This is a genomic window from Paenibacillus sp. FSL H8-0537, assembly GCF_038051995.1.
In the GTDB taxonomy this organism is placed as follows: domain Bacteria; phylum Bacillota; class Bacilli; order Paenibacillales; family Paenibacillaceae; genus Pristimantibacillus.
Genome location: NZ_CP150290.1, coordinates 4,190,202 through 4,207,953, shown reverse-complemented (window position 1 = coordinate 4,207,953; position 17,752 = coordinate 4,190,202). Strand labels below are relative to the sequence as shown.

At 59.4% G+C, this 17,752-nt stretch carries 3 protein-coding genes; all 3 read left to right on the top strand.

The annotated features are described in order from the left end of the window. The first annotated feature begins 291 nt into the window (after positions 1 to 291). Genes MHB80_RS17715 through MHB80_RS17705 form a run of 3 tightly spaced genes read left to right on the top strand, consistent with a single transcriptional unit; the run spans position 292 to position 17,748 of the window. Positions 292 to 16,299: an SDR family NAD(P)-dependent oxidoreductase gene (locus MHB80_RS17715; protein WP_341278223.1), complete on the top strand. Its 16,008-nt coding sequence runs from the start codon at positions 292 to 294 to the stop codon at positions 16,297 to 16,299. Beyond that, entirely contained in the window at positions 16,296 to 16,544 is a 249-nt protein-coding gene (locus MHB80_RS17710) for an acyl carrier protein (RefSeq protein ID WP_341278222.1), read from the top strand. Before MHB80_RS17715 ends, MHB80_RS17710 begins: the two co-directional genes overlap by 4 nt. Then, positions 16,522 to 17,748 (top strand): beta-ketoacyl synthase N-terminal-like domain-containing protein, encoded by a 1,227-nt coding sequence (locus tag MHB80_RS17705; RefSeq protein ID WP_341278221.1) that lies wholly within the window; start codon positions 16,522 to 16,524, stop codon positions 17,746 to 17,748. The genes MHB80_RS17710 and MHB80_RS17705 overlap by 23 nt, the downstream gene beginning before the upstream one ends. The last annotated feature ends 4 nt before the right edge of the window (positions 17,749 to 17,752 follow it).

The window sequence follows — 17,752 nt, the reverse complement described above, 5'->3', positions numbered from 1 at the left end:
TTGACTAAATGAATGTTGCGAGATTAGTATTAGGTAGAAGATGGTAAATGATAGCATATTTGAAACAAACTCCTTATTTGCTTTCCAATCGATGTTGCGGCGCGTTGGCGGGTGTAAGGGGCACATCCAGTTGCATTGTGTCGTGTGCATGTGGGCAGATGACATGGGAAGAGTATGTCCGCATGACATATTTTCATAGCAGAACCTAAGAAAAGGGAGGAGCGATCCTCCCTTTTTTTCTATTTTATGAGAGAAATTCAAAAAGGAACGCCGAAGCGCGAGGAGGCACATATGAAAGATTTCCTGCAGCAACTATTGTCTGAAGTGAAACACAATCGTTTGTCCAAATCCGAAGCGATAGATATGATTCGAAATGCACATGCGGCAAGCAGAAATGAGTCCGTTTCTGAGCCGACTTCTAAATTGTTGACCTATGAAGAAGTCTGGAAGGAGGAAAAGGCGGCCGAGGGAACGCCGCTTCGTACGAGCAAGCTGATCTGCTTCCTGACAGAGCCGGAACATCAGCAAGCGGTCGTTGAAGCGGTGCAGGCTGTCGATCATCGCGCACAGGTTGCGTTCGTCACCAGCGGGGAGAGCCTTCAGGACGTGCTCGGCGACGGGCGGCAGGACTGGCAAGTGGTGGACGCCGTGCTGTACCTTTGTCCGCTGGAGGATGCGAGCTGCCGTCAGGACCCGGCTGCGCTCGTTCCTCTTGTTCAAGATCTGGCGAAGTCGAACGTGCAGGCCAAGCGACTGCTGCTCCTCGGTTCTTATGCCAACGAATTGGAGCGTTGTCATCTGGAGTCGTGGATCGCGCTGACCCGCTCGCTACGGCTCGTGCTGCCACAGACGCAGGCGGCCATGTTCATTCAAGAGGGAGAGGTCTCGTTCGCTGCGTGCCTGCCGAAGATTTTGACGGAACTGCAAGCGCCATCGCTCTCCAGCGTTCTCTACCGATCCGGCAAGCGCTATGTCTGCTCCGTGCAGCCGACCGACTTGCAAGCAGGCGGCTTGAAGGTGAGAGCAGGGGGCACTTATCTGATCACCGGAGGATGCGGCGGGCTTGGGTATTTATTTTCGGAATATTTTGCGAAAAAAGGTCCGGTCAAGCTGATTCTAACTGGTCGCTCTGCGCTTGACGATGAGAAGCTAACCAAGCTCCGTGCTCTGGAAAAGTTGGGCAGCCAAGTCCTGTATGTGAAAGCGGATGTCTGCGATGCGGATGCGATGCGGGAAGGGCTTGCTCAAGCGCGTGAGCAGTTTGGCGCGATTCATGGCGTTGTGCATACGGCGGGTGTCACAAGCGACCGAAGCATCCTTGAGAAAGATGAGGAGAGTTTCAAGCGCATCCTCGACCCGAAAATCAGGGGCACTCAAGTGCTTGACGAGCTGCTCGCAGACGAAGAGGCGTTGGAGTTCGTCTGCTATTTCTCGTCGTCTTCGGCGGTCCTCGGTGACTTTGGTTCGGGTGACTATGCGCTGGCGAATCGGTTCCAGATGGCCTATGCAGCCATGCGAAACGAACAGGGGCTTCCCGGTAAGGCGCTGGTGATCAACTGGCCGCTCTGGAGAGACGGAGGTATGGGGCTTGAAGATGAGGAGAGCGCCAAGATCTACCTGAAAACGAGCGGTCAGCGCTTCTTGGAAGTGGAAGAAGGGCTGGCGATGTTTGACCTCCTTCTCTCGCAGGAGCGGACGCAGCATCTGGTCATGGCCGGAGAGCGCCGTCGAGTCGAGCACTTCCTCGGCCAGTCACAGCCTGAGCCTTCGAAGGCTCCGACCTCGCAAGCGGTCCTCTCTTCCGGTTCCGGAAGATGTCCGGAGATGAAGGGATTCACGGTGGCACAATGCTTGACGTGGGAGTTGCAAGAACTGATCGGCGTAATTCTAAAGGTCTCGCGGGACAAGTTGGACGTGGGGACGAACCTGGCCGATTTTGGATTTGAGTCGGTCAGCTTGGTCGAGCTGGCCACTGCGATGACGAAGCATTTTGGCGTGGAGATCTCCCCAGCGGTGTTTTTCGGGCATTCGACGATTCAGGCGCTGGTCTCGCATCTGGAGAGTGAGCATGGAGAAGTCGTGCGCGCCTTCTACGCGACGGAACGAGTGCAGCCTGAGCGTGTGGATAAACAGCCGGAAGCGTCTCTTGAGGACACTATTGCGGAAACGGCGGCGACCGAGACCTCGGGAGCGGGGCCGGAGCCGATTGCGATCATCGGGATGAGCGGGCGCTTCCCGCAGGCGCGCAACATCGAAGAATTGTGGGACATTCTCGCCGAAGGACGGGATGCGGTCACCGAGATTCCGGAAGACCGATATGACTGGCGGGAGTATTATGGCGACCGCAGTCGCAGCAAATGGCTGGGTGCGATCCCGGGCGTGCGGGAGTTCGATCCGCTGTTCTTTGAGATCTCGCCGATGGAAGCCGAAGCGATGGACCCGAAACAGCGCCTGCTCCTGCAAGAGGCGTGGCGGGCGCTGGAAGATGCGGGATTGGGCAAGCGACATCTGAACGAGAGCAAGATCGGCATGTTCGTCGGCGTGGAAGAAGGCGACTATCAGATGCTGTCTCAAGGCGAGGACACCAGCATCACGTCGAACCATAACGCGATTCTTGCGGCGCGCCTGCCGTATTTCCTGAACTTTAGCGGCCCGGTGATGGCGATTAATACCGCCTGCTCCTCCGGGTTGGTGGTAGCCCATCAGGCCTGCTTGAGCCTGCGAAATGGGGAGTGTGACGCGGCGGTGGTCGCCGGCGTGAACTTGCTGCTGACGCCGGCCGCTTACCTAGGAATGACAGAGGCCGGCATGCTGTCGGAGGATGGCAAATGCAAGGCGTTTGACAACGGGGCGAACGGTTTGGTGCCGGGGGAAGCCGTGGCGGTGGTCGTGCTCAAGCGGCTCTCGCAAGCACTGGCGGACGGCGACCCGGTCTACGCGGTCATCCAAGGCAGCGGCGTGAACTATGACGGCAAGACGAACGGCATCACGGCGCCAAGCACCGTCGCACAGGCGAATCTCTTACAGGATGTGTACGAGCAGTACGAGGTAGACCCGGAAGAGATCGACTACATCGTGACGCACGGCACCGGGACGAAGCTCGGGGACCCGGTCGAGGTTCATGCGCTGCAGGACGTCTTCAAGCGCCGCACGCAAAAGCGCGGGTATTGTGCGCTGACTTCGACCAAGACCAATCTGGGCCACACGTTTGCGGCGTCAGGTTTGGTCAACCTGATCAGCTTGGTTCAGGCGATGCGGCATGAGACCATCCCGGCCAGTCTGCATTGCGAGACGGAGAACGAGTACATCCGTTGGGAGAACAGTGCCTTTTATGTGAACAAGACGAGCAAGCCGTGGGGGAAGCGGGAAGGCGCAGGCCGTGTGGGAGCGTTGAGTTCGTTCGGCATGAGCGGCACCAACGCGCACATGGTCGTCCGCAGTTTTGAAAAGGGTGGGAATACCGGTCCCCAGGACTCGCATTACCTGCTCCCATTTTCGGCGAAAACGGACGAGGCGCTGCAAGAGAAGCTGCAAGACATGATCGCGATGCTGGAGACCGATTCGGGCGCTGCAGGCAGTCTCGCGCAGATCAGCTACACGTTGCTGGAGGGACGTCAGCATTTTGCCCATCGTCTGGCGTTCGTGGTGCAGGATGCGCAGGAGATGCTGCGCGTTCTGAAACAGGCGCGGGAAGGTGTGCAAGATGCCAACGTGTTCCGCGGCAAGGTGACGCGCGAGAAGGCCGGAGAGTCGGCCCTGCAGGAGCAGGCGTTGGAGCTGGCAGGGAAGAGCCGCGAATTGGCGACGAACACTGCTGCCTATCAGGAGCACCTTCGTACACTTGCCGGTCTGTATTGCCAAGGCGGCGAGATCGCGGGAGACGCGCTGTTCGGCGCAGAAAGACCTACGCGCACGAACCTGCCGACCTATCCGTTCACACGGGAAGAATACTGGGTTGCACAGAAGGCGGAGGTCAGCGCTCTTCCGACGGCGTCGCAGTTGCATCCGCTGGTTCATCGGAACACGTCTGATTTTGCGGAACAGCGCTTTTCCTCGACGTTCACGGGAGCGGAGTTCTTCTTGGCCGATCATGTGGTTAAGGGGCAGAAGGTGCTGCCAGGCGTGGCCTATCTGGAGATGGCCCGCAAGGCGGTCGAGCAGGCGGCTGGCCTGAAGGATGTTCGCCTGCGCAATGTGGTCTGGGCGCGGCCGATCCTCGTCGGCGAAGAACCTGTCGAGGTGCACATCGCCCTCTTCCCGGAGGCGGGCGGAGAGGTTGGATATGAGGTCTACACCCTGCAAGACGGGGAGGAGATCGTGCACAGCCAAGGACGCGCCGTGCGGAATACGCCGGCGGAAGAGGCGCCGAAGCGGGACCTGAAGGAGCTGCAAGCATCCTTCGTGCAGGGACAGTACGGGGCAGCGGAGTGCTATGAATTTTTCCGTGCGATGGGCATGGAGTACGGGCCGGCCTATCAAGGCATCGAGCAGGTGCAGGTGGGCGAAGGGCAAGTGCTGGCCGAATTGAGGCTGCCGTCCGTCGTCTCTGACTCTCTGGCCGACTACCTTCTGCATCCGAGCCTTGCAGATGCGGCCTTGCAATCGGCCATCGGGTTACTGATCGGGCAAGAGATCTTCAAGCCGGCACTGCCGTTTGCGCTGCAGGAGCTAGATGTCTTTGGGCCGTGTGAAGCCGAGATGTGGGCGCTCGTTCGATACAGCGCGGGCAGCCGGCCGGAAGACAAGGTGCAAAAGCTCGATGTCGACCTCTGCGACAAGGAAGGAAGCGTTCGCATCCGTTTCAAAGGGTGTACCTCCCGCGTGCTGCAAGCTGGAGCGGTTGCGGAAGACGAGCAGGCTGCTGTGCCGGAGAAGCTCGTGGAAACGAGCCGGGAAGAGGTAGCTGCTGCGAGCACGGACCCTTTGCAGGAGAGAGCGATCGCGTATCTCAAAGAGCAGGTGTCCACCGTTTTGAAATGGCCGGTGAGCCGTCTTGATGCGGATGCGTCGCTTGAACAGTACGGGATTGATTCCATGCTGGTGATGAGGCTGACCAACCAGTTGGAAAAAACTTTTGGCTCCCTGCCCAAGACGCTCTTTTTTGAGTATCAGAACCTGAGAGACCTGGCTGGGTACTTCCTCGACTCGCATCGAGCGCAATTGGTGCGGCTGACAGGGGACAAGGAACTGGCGCAAGACGCCGCACCGGCCCGCAAGCCTGCGGTCAAGGAAAAGCCGGAACGGACGGTACTCGTCAGCCGTCGACGCCAGCGGTTCGCTTCGACGGCGCATGCACAAGAAGAGGTAGCGAACGGCAGGATGGACGTCGCGATCATCGGCGTCTCCGGCCGCTATCCGGGGGCGCACAACCTTCAGGAATTCTGGGGCAATCTGCGGAACGGCGAGGATTCGATCACGGAGATTCCTCAAGAACGCTGGGATCATAGCCTCTATTTTGACCCGGACAAAAGCAAGCCAGGCAAGACGAACAGCAAATGGGGCGGATTTATTGATGGCGTGGATCAATTCGACCCGCTGTTCTTCAACATCTCCCCGCGCGAGGCGGAAATCATGGACCCGCAGGAGCGATTGTTCCTGCAGACCGTCTACGAGGCGATGGAAGATGCGGGTTATACCCGCGAGACGCTCGCCAAGCAGCGCGGACGAGGGCTTGACGGCAACGTTGGGGTTTATGTCGGCGTGATGTACGAAGAGTATCAGCTGTACGGCGCACAGGAGACGCTGCTTGGCCGCCCAATCGCGCTGGCGGGAAGTCCGGCTTCGATCGCCAACCGGGTGTCGTACTTCTTCAACCTGCACGGGCCGAGCCTTGCCGTCGATACGATGTGTTCGTCTTCGCTGACGTCGATTCATCTGGCTTGCCAGAGCTTGCAGCAAGGCGGCTGTGAACTGGCAATCGCCGGCGGTGTCAACGTCTCGATTCACCCGAATAAGTACATTTTGCTCGGCCAAGGCAAGTTCGCGTCGAGCAATGGGCGATGCGAGAGTTTTGGCGAAGGGGGCGACGGGTACGTGCCGGGCGAAGGCGTGGGCGCGGTGCTGCTCAAGCCTTTGTCCAAAGCGATTGAAGACGGAGATCAGATCCACGGCGTGATCAAGGCCACCGCGATCAACCACGGAGGCAAAACCAACGGGTACACCGTCCCGAACCCGAATGCGCAGGCGAATGTGATCGAGCAGGCGCTGCGGCAGGCGGGACTTGACCCGAGCATGGTCTCCTACATCGAAGCGCATGGAACCGGCACCTCGCTTGGCGATCCGATCGAAATCGCAGGCTTGACCAAGGCCTTCCAGGCCACGGCAAACGCCAAACTGCAATCCTGTGCCATCGGCTCGGCCAAGTCGAACATCGGTCACTGCGAGAGCGCAGCGGGCATCGCCGGCGTTACGAAGGTGTTGCTGCAGATGAAGCATCGCCAACTCGCGCCTTCGCTGCACGCCAAGGTGCTCAACCCGAACATCGACTTTGGCGCGACCCCGTTCGTCGTGCAGCAGGAGCTGGCGGAGTGGAAGCGTCCACTGGTGGAGATCGGCGGTCAGGTTCGAGAAGTGCCGCGCATCGCCGGCATCTCGTCATTCGGGGCGGGCGGTTCCAACGCGCATGTGATCATAGAGGAGTACGTTTCGGTAGAGCCGCTGCGCACGCCTGTCGAGGTGTCCCCGCAGAATCCGGTGCTGCTCGTGCTGTCGGCCAAAAATGAACAGCGCCTGCGTCAACAGGCGGAGAACCTGCTCGCGGAACTGCAGGAGGGACGATTCGCCGACGAAGATCTCGCGGACATGGCCTATACCTTGCAGGTGGGACGAGAAGCGATGGAAGAGCGTCTCGCCGTAGTTGCAGGTTCGGTGCAGCAGCTGGTTCGCAAGCTGGAGGCGTTTATCAGCGGACAGGAAGAGATCAGTAAACTGTTCCGAGGGCAGGTCAAAGGCAACCGAGACACCTTCTCGCTCTTCGCCGCAGATGAAGAGCTACAGGAAGCGATTGAAAAATGGATTCAGCGCCGTAAGCTGTCTAAGCTGGCCGACCTGTGGGTCAAGGGCCTGGCGCTCGATTGGAGCAAACTGTGGGGCGAGGAATTGCCGCGCCGCATCAGCCTGCCGACCTATCCATTTGCCAAACAGCGTTGCTGGGCACCGCAGCTTGAGCGTCCGTCCGTCGTTCAAGCAAGCTTGACGACGGATGCGCTTCATCCGCTTTTGCATCGGAACACGTCCGATTTTTCCGAACAGAGATACAGCACGAGCTTGACGGGGCAGGAGTTTTTCCTCGCCGATCATGTTGTGAAGGGACAGCGCGTTCTGCCGGGCGTCGCCTATCTGGAGATGGCGCGCGCCGCCGTCGAACTGGCGGCCGGAGTTCTCGACGAGGACACACAATTCCTTCGTCTGCAAAATGTGGTCTGGACGCACCCTGTCACTGTTTGCGAGCGGCCTGTTGAGGTACACATCGGACTGTGCGAAGAGGAAGATGGCACGATCTCCTACGAGATCTTCAGCGGCGTTGACGCGAACATACACAGCCAAGGGCGTGCTGTCGTGATGGGCAAGAAACAGGTGGAGCAGTTGCCTGTTGAGGAGTTGAAGGCAGCTTGCAGCACACGTGAGATCAGCGTGTCGGAGTGCTATGAAAGCTTTGCCGCGATGGGCTTGGAGTATGGTCCGGCGCAGCGTGCGCTCGATCTATTGCAGGTCGGCGACGGGCAGATTCTGGCTCGTTTGACATTGCCGCCTTGCGTGACGGGAACCGATTCGCAATACGTCCTGCACCCAAGCCTGATGGACGCGGCCTTGCAGGCGGCGATCGGGTTCCAACTCGGCGTGGCACCGCTGAAGCCGGCGCTTCCGTTTGCGTTGCAGGAGCTTGACATCTATGCTCCTTGCACGTCTTCGATGTGGGCACAGGTTCGCTACAGCGAGGGGTGCAAGCCGGGGGATAGCGTGCAGAAGCTCGATATTCGCCTTTGTGACGAGCAAGGCAATGTGTGTGCGCACATGAAGGGCTTTTCCTCTCGCGTGCTGGAAAATCAGGCCGACTCGGAGGCGTTCGAAACGCTCATGCTGGCACTGCATTGGACGGAACAGGCGCACGAACAGCAAGAGGCGACGGCCTATGCGGATCATCTCGTGCTGTCCTGCGAGTTCGAAGCTGACGTGCAAGGAGCGCGCTGCCTGACGTTGCAAGCGGATGAGAGAGACATCGAGGTGCGTTTTGAAGCGTATGCGATGCAGGCGTTGGAGGAGATTCAGCGCATCTTGCAAGGCAAGCCCAAGGGCAAGGTGCTGGTGCAGATCGTCGTGCCGGACCATGCGGAACAACTTCTGTTCGCCGGGCTGTCAGGGCTGCTGAAAACCGCCCAGATGGAAAATCCGAACTTGATCGGGCAGCTGATCGAAGTCGATGAGTTCGAAGCGGTTGAGAAGAAGCTGCTGGCAGATCGCAACAGCGGTAAGGAAGACCGCATTCGATATCAGGGAAGCTCGCGACAAGTGGCGGGCTGGCGCGAAGTTCGCGCATCCGCAGATGCGGATGCCCTTTTGACACCGTGGAAAGAGGGCGGCATCTATCTCCTCACCGGCGGTGCGGGCGGTCTTGGACTGGTGTTTGCCAAGGAGATCGCCACACAGGCGCCGGGTGTAACGCTGGTGCTCACAGGTCGATCCGTGCTGGGCGAGCCTCAACGAGAGGCGCTGTTCGAACTGGAGTCTCTGGGGGCGCGCGTGGTGTACAAGCAGGTGGATGTGACCGATCGAGCGGCAGTCGAGAAGCTGTTTGCAGAGCTGCGGGCGGATCATGGTACCCTGAACGGCATCCTGCACAGCGCCGGGGTGATTCGAGACAGCTTCATCATCAAGAAAACAGCAGCGGAACTGACTCAAGTGCTGGCACCGAAGGTGCGCGGGCTTGTGAATCTTGATGTCGCCAGCCAAGACATGGCCTTGGACTTCTTTGTCTTGTTCTCTTCGCTGTCCAGCGGCCTTGGCAATCCGGGGCAGGCCGACTATGCGGCGGCTAATGCGTTCATGGATCAGTACGCGGCGCATCGCAACAGACGGGTGGCCGCCGGGGATCGCCTTGGCCGGACGCTGTCGATCAACTGGCCGCTCTGGAAAGAGGGCGGCATGCGTGTCGATCCAGAAACCGAGAAGATGATGATGCAGAGCCTCGGCATGATCCCGCTGCGCACCAAGAGCGGACTTCGTGCCTTCTATGAAGGCTTGAGATCGGGTCAGGACCAAGTGCTGGTGATCGAAGGAAAAGCGGAGCGCATCAAGAAGAAACTGCTGCCGGCATCTGTCACTGTCTCGCCGTCCTCTGTCGCTGTTGCTGTCGATGACAAGGGGGACAGCATGAATCTGCGAAAGCGCGTGCTGGACCTGCTGACTCAGACGGTTTCCCGTCTGCTCAAGGTCGATGCAGAAGAGCTGGATGCGGATGCAGAGCTGAGCGAGTACGGTTTTGATTCGATCACGCTGACCGAGTTTGCCAACGATTTAAACGAGGCGTATAAGCTGGACCTGATGCCGACGATCTTCTTCGAGCATCCGACGCTGCATGAGTTTGCCGGTTATTTGTCCGACGAATTCCGAGATGTGTTCGCCTCGCGCTTGACGGCTCCTTCCTCCCCGGCTGCCCCCGTGCAAGCGGAAACGGCACGGGCGGAAGTCGCAGCGGCCCTGCTGCAAGAAGAAGCTACTTCGACCCGAGCGACGAGACAAAAGCGCCGCCCGCGTACCGCTGTGGTGCAACAGGCACAATCGGCGGTGACCGAGCCGATCGCCATCGTGGGGATGAGCGGGGCCTTCCCGCAATCCCGCGACATGCAGGAGTTCTGGCACAACCTCGTGGAAGGCATCGACTGTATCTCCGAGATTCCTCCGGAACGCTGGAATTGGAGAGCCTATTTTGGCGACCCGAAGACGGAAGCCAACAAAACGAACATCAAGTGGGGCGGCTTCCTCGACGAGACCGACAAGTTCGATTCGCTCTTCTTCGGCATCTCGCCGCTTGAAGCCAAGCTGATGGACCCTCAGCAGCGCCTTTTGATGACCTATGTCTGGAAGGCGATCGAGGATGCGGGCTATTCGGCACAGAGCCTGTCGGGCAGCAAGACGGGGATTTTCGTCGGAACGGGAAGCAGCGGGTATAGCGGACTGATCACGCAGGCGCACTTCCCGATTGAAGGGTACTCGTCCACGGGCGTCGTGCCGTCGGTCGGACCGAACCGAATGAGCTATGCCCTGAACCTTCATGGCCCGAGTGAGCCGGTGGAGACCGCTTGTTCAAGTTCGCTGGTCGCCATCCACCGCGCCGTCAGCGCGATGCAAAACGGCGACTGCGATATGGCGGTCGTCGGCGGTGTGAACACGATCGTAACCCCGGAGGCGCACATCAGCTTCAATAAGGCCGGCATGCTATCTGAAGACGGGCGCTGCAAGACGTTCTCGGACGGAGCGAACGGCTATGTACGCGGCGAAGGGGTCGGCATGCTCGTTTTGAAAAAGCTGTCGGTTGCCGAGCGCGACGGAGATCATATCTACGGCTTGATTCGCTCGACGGCGGTCAACCACGGGGGACGCGCGAACTCTCTGACGGCTCCCAACCCGAAGGCCCAAGCGGACCTGTTGATCAACGCGTACGACAAAGCCGGCATCGACCCGCGGACCGTCACCTACATCGAGGCGCACGGAACGGGCACCGAATTGGGTGACCCGATTGAGATCAACGGATTGAAGAGCGCATTCCAAGAGTTGTACAGAAGAACAGGTACGCAAGAGGTCGAGAGCGTTCACTGCGGGCTGGGTTCGGTGAAAACGAACATCGGCCACCTTGAACTAGCGGCCGGCATAGCAGGCGTGATCAAAGTGCTGCTGCAGCTCCGTCACCGGACGCTGGCACCTACGCTGCATTGCGAAACGGTCAATCCCTACATCCAATTGGAGGGCAGCCCGTTCTATCTCGTGCGGGAGGCGAAGCGATGGGAGGCTCTGCAAGACGCAGCCGGCCAAGACCTGCCGCGCCGTGCGGGCGTCAGTTCCTTCGGGTTCGGCGGCGTCAACGCGCATGTCATGATCGAGGAGTATCTGCCGAAGGAGCAGCCGAGATCGAAGACGGAGAACTCCACCGAGAACCTGGTCGTCATCGCGCTGTCAGCCAAGAATGAACAGCGCCTCCAGGAGCAGGTGCGGCAACTGTGCAACGTCCTCGTCGCGCAGGAGTTTGCCGACGAAGACCTCGCATCCATCGCTTACACGCTGCAAGTTGGGCGCGATGCGATGGAAGAGCGCCTGGCGCTGGTAGTCACGTCGGTTGAAGAGATCGAGCGCAGATTGCAGGCGTTCTTGCAAGGGCAGACCGGGTTGAACGGTGTCTGGCGAGGACAGGTCAAGCGCGGCAAGGCGAGCTCGGGCGAAGCGGCCGCTCATCCGGAATCGCGAGGGGCGGAGCAGATCGCCGAACTCTGGGTGAAGGGCCAGTTTTCTGACTGGAACCAACTCTACGGCGAGAACCGACCGCGCCGTCTCAGCCTGCCGACCTATCCGTTCGCGAAGGAGCGCCACTGGATTTCGCAAGCGCAGGATGTCTATGAAGCGCTGCTGTTTGAACCGATCTGGACCGGGCAGGCGGTGGTCCCGCAATCTTCACCACCGTCTCTCGCGCTGCATCTTGTGCTGCTCTGCGAGGTCGAGGCGAAGCTCGATTCGTTGCAGTATCGCATCCTGCAAGCCGGCTCCGCCGCGCTTGCAGAACGCTTCCAAGCGTATGCGGCACAGGTGTTCACGGAGATTCAGACCCTTCTGCACAACAAGCCGAAGGGCAAGGTGCTGATGCAGATCGCCGTGCTGTCACAGGCGGATTCGCAGCTGTTCACCGCGCTGTCCGGCATGTTGCGAACGGCGCAGTTGGAGAACCCGAACTTCATCGGGCAAGTGATTGAAGTGGAGTCGGGCGTAGGGCTTGAAGCGAGACTGCAAGAGAACCTGCATGCCCTGAAAGACGACCATGTCCGCTATCAAAACGGCAAGCGTCTTGTTGCTGGGTGGCGCGAAGTTGAGATCGACCAAGAGCGCGCCCCGGTTCCGTGGCGTTCAGGAGGTATCTACCTGCTTACGGGCGGCGCCGGCGGGATCGGGATGATCGTCGCCGAGGAGATCGCACGGCAGGCCGCCAACCCGACACTGATTCTCGCGGGCCGATCCCCGCTGTCGGACGCTGGTCAGGCCTGTCTGCGGAAACTGCGGGGCATGGGCGCATGCGTAGAATATCGACAAGTCGACGTGAGCTCTGCTCTTGAGGTTACACGCCTGATCGAAGGCATCTGTGAAAAATTCGGCACCCTGCACGGAATCTTGCATGGTGCGGGCGTCAACCGGGATCAGTTCATTTTCAAGAAAACGCAAGAGGAGCTGGCCGAGGTGCTGGCTCCCAAGGTTGCAGGTCTGGTGCATCTGGATGCGGCCAGCAAAGGCCTGAACCTCGACTTCTTCGTGCTCTTCTCCTCCGTCGCAGCCGTCCTCGGCAATCTCGGACAGGCCGACTACGCGACGGCGAACGCATTTCTGGATGCCTTTGCGAACTCTCGCGGCGGACGCATCTTGTCCATCAACTGGCCGCTCTGGCAAGAGGGCGGAATGCGCGTTGACAAAGAGACGGAAAAGCTGCTGCTACAACGCATTGGGATGATCCCTCTGCGAACTCAAACCGGGTTGCAGGCCTTGTATCGCGGTCTGGCAACCGGCAAAGATCAGGTGATGGTGTTGGAAGGCAAACGTGCACAAATCAAGCAGACCTTGCACTCAGAACCGGTTCACGCAACGTCCGCTTCCTCGACGGCGGTCCTGCCGCCGCTGGAAGCAGCCCTGCTGCACATGGTTTCCGAGTTGCTCAACGTGAAGGGAAACGAGATCGATCCGGAAGCGCAACTGACGGAATACGGCTTCGATCCGTACCTGCTCAGCGAACTGGCGCAGAAGATCAACCGTCAATACGGGCTGGAACTCACGCCGGCTTCGCTCTATGAGACCACGCTTCGTCAAGTGTTAGAACGCATCGAGGTACGCGCAGCCAAAGCCGAAGAGGGTGTCACGCCTGCCAAGGAGCAAGACGACGCACTGCGCGCCAAGACCTTGCATGCGCTAAAAGTTCTCTTCAGCGAGACCACTGACATCCGCGCGAACCAGTTGGATGCCGAAGAGCCGCTGGAGAGCTACGGGATCGATTCGCTGATGATCTCCAAGCTCAACCAGAAGCTCGCAGAGATTTTTGGTGATCTGTCCAAGACGCTCTTCTTTGTATACCGCACGCTGGGCGCGTTGGCCGACTATTTTGTCGAGGAAGAACGGACGGCCTGCCAGCGGTGGACGGGGTATGAAGCACCCGTCGCAGCGGATGCAACTGTTGCACAGCCGCCGGCAAGACCTTTCGAACGGATCGCGCCTGTAGCGCCATTGCCGACAAAACCGAACAAGCGCGAACCGATTGCGATCATCGGAATCTCCGGCCGCTATCCCAAGTCGCCTTCGCTACAGCACTATTGGGAGAATCTAAAAGCGGGCCGAGACTGCGTCTCCGAGGTTCCGAGCGAACGCTGGTCGCTGGATGATTTTTACCATCCGAATCAAGACGAAGCGATGAGACAAGGCAAAAGCTACAGCAAATGGGGCGGTTTTGTAGACGGATTCGCAGACTTCGATCCGCAGTTCTTCAACCTGTCGCCCCGAGAGATGATCAACATCGACCCGCAGGAGCGCCTCTTCTTGGAAGAGAGCTGGAAGGCGCTGGAGGATGCCGGATATACCAAGGAGAGCATCGCGGACCAGCACGAAGGCCGCGTCGGGGTGTTTGTCGGCGTGACCAAAACCGGCTTTGAGCTGTATGGGCCGGATCTGTGGAAGCAAGGGGAGAAGATCTTCCCGCGCACGTCTTTTGCTTCCGTTGCGAACCGCGTGTCGTATTTCCTCAACCTCAACGGGCCGAGCATGCCGGTGGATACGATGTGCTCCTCTTCGCTGAGCGCGATTCATGAGGCTTGCGAGCACTTGTATCGCGGGGACTGCGAGATGGCGATTGCGGGCGGGGTGAACCTGTACCTGCATCCTTCCACCTACGTTTTCCTCAGTGCGCAGCGCATGCTCTCGACGGACGGGCAGTGCAAGAGCTTCGGGCTGAACGGCAACGGATTCGTGCCGGGCGAAGGTGTGGGCGCAGTATTGCTCAAGCCGTTGTCGCAAGCGCTCACGGACGGCGACCAGATTCATGCGCTGATCCGAGCCTCCCGCGTGAACCACGGCGGCAAGACCAACGGGTACACCGTGCCCAACCCGACTGCGCAAGGCGACCTGATCTTCGAGACCTTGGAGCGGGCCGGACTCAACGCGCGCCAAGTCAGCTACATCGAAGCGCACGGCACGGGCACAGAGCTCGGCGATCCGATCGAGATCACCGGGCTGACACAAGCTTTCCGACGCCATACGAAGGACACCGAATTCTGCGCAATCGGCTCGGTGAAGTCGAACATCGGACATCTGGAAGCGGCAGCCGGCATCGCGGGACTTGCGAAGATCGTCATGCAGATGAAGCATGGCCAACTTGCGTCGAGCCTGCATGCGCAAGAGTTGAACCCGAATATTCAGTTTGGAAAAACGCCGTTTGTGGTGCAGCAGGAGTTGACCGACTGGAAGCGTCCAGTGGTAGAGATCGACGGCAAAGAACAGGAAGGTTCGCGCATCGCAGGTCTGTCCTCGTTTGGTGCAGGGGGTGCCAATGCGCACATCCTCATCGAAGAGTATAGACCTGAGCAAGCATCTGGGACGCAGGCGCGGGTCACGCCGCAGAACCCGGCTGTGATCGTGCTGTCGGCTCGCCAGGAAGAGCAGCTTCGCCAACAGGCTCTGCAGCTGCTGGTAGCCATCGAGGACGGGCGAATCACGGAGGCCAATCTGTCTGATGCGGCCTACACGCTGCAGGTGGGACGCGAGCCGATGGAAGAGCGGCTGGCGCTGGTCGTTGGCTCTCTGCAAGAGATGACTGACAAGCTGAAGCGCTATGCAGCTGGCGAGACGGGCGTAGAAGACCTATATCGTGGGCAATTCAGACGCAACAATGAGGATCTGATGCTGTTTGCCGCCGATGAAGATATGGCGCTGACGATTGAAGCGTGGATTGCAAAGCGCAAGTTCGGCAAACTCCTTTCCTTGTGGGTCAAGGGATTGACCTTAGATTGGAAAAAGCTGCACGGTGCACACCAGCCCCGCCTGATCAGTCTCCCGTCGTACCCGTTCGCCAAACAACGCCTCTGGCTCCCGGCGATCCGTGTAGCACCGGTAGCACCGGCAGCACCAGTCGCACCGGAGGGCGAACTCAAGCCGATCGGACCGGCCAAAGCGTCGTCGAACCGTTCCGTCCGAACGAACGGGATCGCGCTGCAGCCGCTGTCGGCTGTCCGCGAGCCGTCCTTGGAACGGTCAGCACCACGTCGACCGATCCAACTGTCACCTGTAGGTCAAGCGACGACGGCCCCGGCCCCTGTGGAGATCAAAGTGGCGATGCCTGCACCGTCTGTTCCGGCCTCCATCCCGGCGGAGTCTTTGCAAAAAGAGCTGCAAGCGACCCTGGCCGAAGCGCTGTTTTTGCAGCCGAGCGATGTCGACGTGAACAAGGCATTCGTGGACATGGGGCTGGACTCCATCGTCGGTGTGGAATGGGTTCGCGTGATCAATCAACAGTACGGCACGGACATCTCGGCGACCAAAGTCTATGACTACCCGACCATCCGCGAGTTTGCCAGCTACATCGCAAACGTGTTGAGCAAAAACGCACCAAGAGCGGCACTGACACCAGCACCTGCACGAACATCAGCGCCGACGCCTGCACCGCAAATCGAAGCTCCCAAGGCGGTTCCTTCCGTCTCGGCGGCCACCCTGCACGAAGAATTGCGCGCAAGTCTCGCAGACGCGTTGTTCCTGCAAGCGGCTGACATCGACCTCGACAAAAAGTTCGTCGACATGGGGCTGGATTCCATCGTCGGAGTGGAGTGGATTCGCGTAATCAACCAGCAACATGGCACCGACATCCCGGCGACCAAAGTCTACGACTACCCGACCCTTCGCGAATTCGCCGCCTATTTGAGCAAGCAGTTGCACAAGCATCCGATAGCGGAACAGCCGGCAACGGAGCTCTCCGTAGACGATCTGCTCTTGCAGGTGTATGAAGGGAATCTCGACAGCGAACAAGCCGATCAATTGCTTCAGCAGTTCAAAATCAAGGAGGAAGTAAAATGACCAAACAAGAGATCTTTGAAGTCGTCGTCCGCAATACCCGTGAAGTGCTCCCGGAGCTGGAAGGTCACACCTTCCAGCCGACTGACCAACTGGCCAATCTTGGCGCGAATTCGGTGGATCGCGCGGAGATCGTCATGATCATCATCGAAGAGCTGGACCTGAAGATCCCGCTTGTCGAGCTGTCCACAGCGAAAAACATCGGTGAACTGGTCGAGGTCCTCTATGGCAAGCTCCGGACCGCCTGAGTTGCTCATCACGGGCCTTGGCGTCACCTCGGCCATCGGGCAGGGCAAGTTGGATTTTACCTCCGCTCTGCTGGCAGGCCGCCATGCGTTCGGCGTGATGCAACGCCCAGGCAGACAAAAAGGAACCTCCTTTCTCGGAGCGGAGGTTCCTTCTTTGTCTCTTCCGGAGCGTTTTACCAAACGGCTGTTGCGTACGCTCTCTTTTTCCGGGCAAGTGGCGCTGGCCACCTTGCAAGAGGCTTGGGACGAAGCGCAGCTCAGTACGGTCGACCCGTCCCGAATCGGCCTTGTGGTAGGCGGCTCCAACCTACAGCAGCGCGAACTGCTGCAAGCGCATGAATCCTACCGGGACCAGCTCGACTTTCTGCGTCCGACCTACGGACTCTCTTTTCTGGACAGCGACCTGAGCGGCCTGTGTACCGAACAGTTTGGCATACGCGGGTTCGGCTACACGATCGGCGGGGCTTCGGCCAGCGGACAGTTGGCGGTCTTACAGGCCGCTGAAGCGGTTCGTTCGGGACAAGTTGATGTCTGCCTCGCGATGGGAGGCTTGATGGATCTGTCCTACATGGAGCTTCAGGGATTACGAGCACTCGGCGCGATGGGAAGCGACCGCTATGCGGACGACCCAGCTCGGGCATGCCGTCCGTTTGACAAGGGACGCGACGGGTTCATTTACGGGGAAGGATGCGGCGTCATCGTGATCGAACGGGCCGAACATGCGATCCAACGGCAGGTACGACCCTACGCGAGCGTGGTCGGATGGGGCCTGGCGATGGATGCCAACCGCAACCCGAACCCCTCGTGCGAGGGGGAGGTTCGAGTGATTCGACTAGCGCTGGAACGAGCGGGCCTGTCACCCGAGGAGATCGACTACATCAACCCGCATGGAACGGGATCGGGGATCGGCGATGAGACCGAATTGCAGGCTCTGCGCGAATGCGGGCTGCTTGCGGCGCGCATCAACGCCACCAAGTCGATCACGGGCCACGGGCTGACGGCGGCCGGCGCTGTGGAGATCGTCACAACGCTGCTGCAGATGAGAGCGTCTCAGCTGCATCCGACCCGCAACTTGGAGGACCCGATGGACGTCGAGTTCAACTGGGTGCGTGGAGAAGCGGAGCCGCATGACATGTACAGAGCCCTGAACCTGAGCATGGGATTTGGCGGCGTTAACACCGCCATTTGTTTACAACGAGTATGAGGAG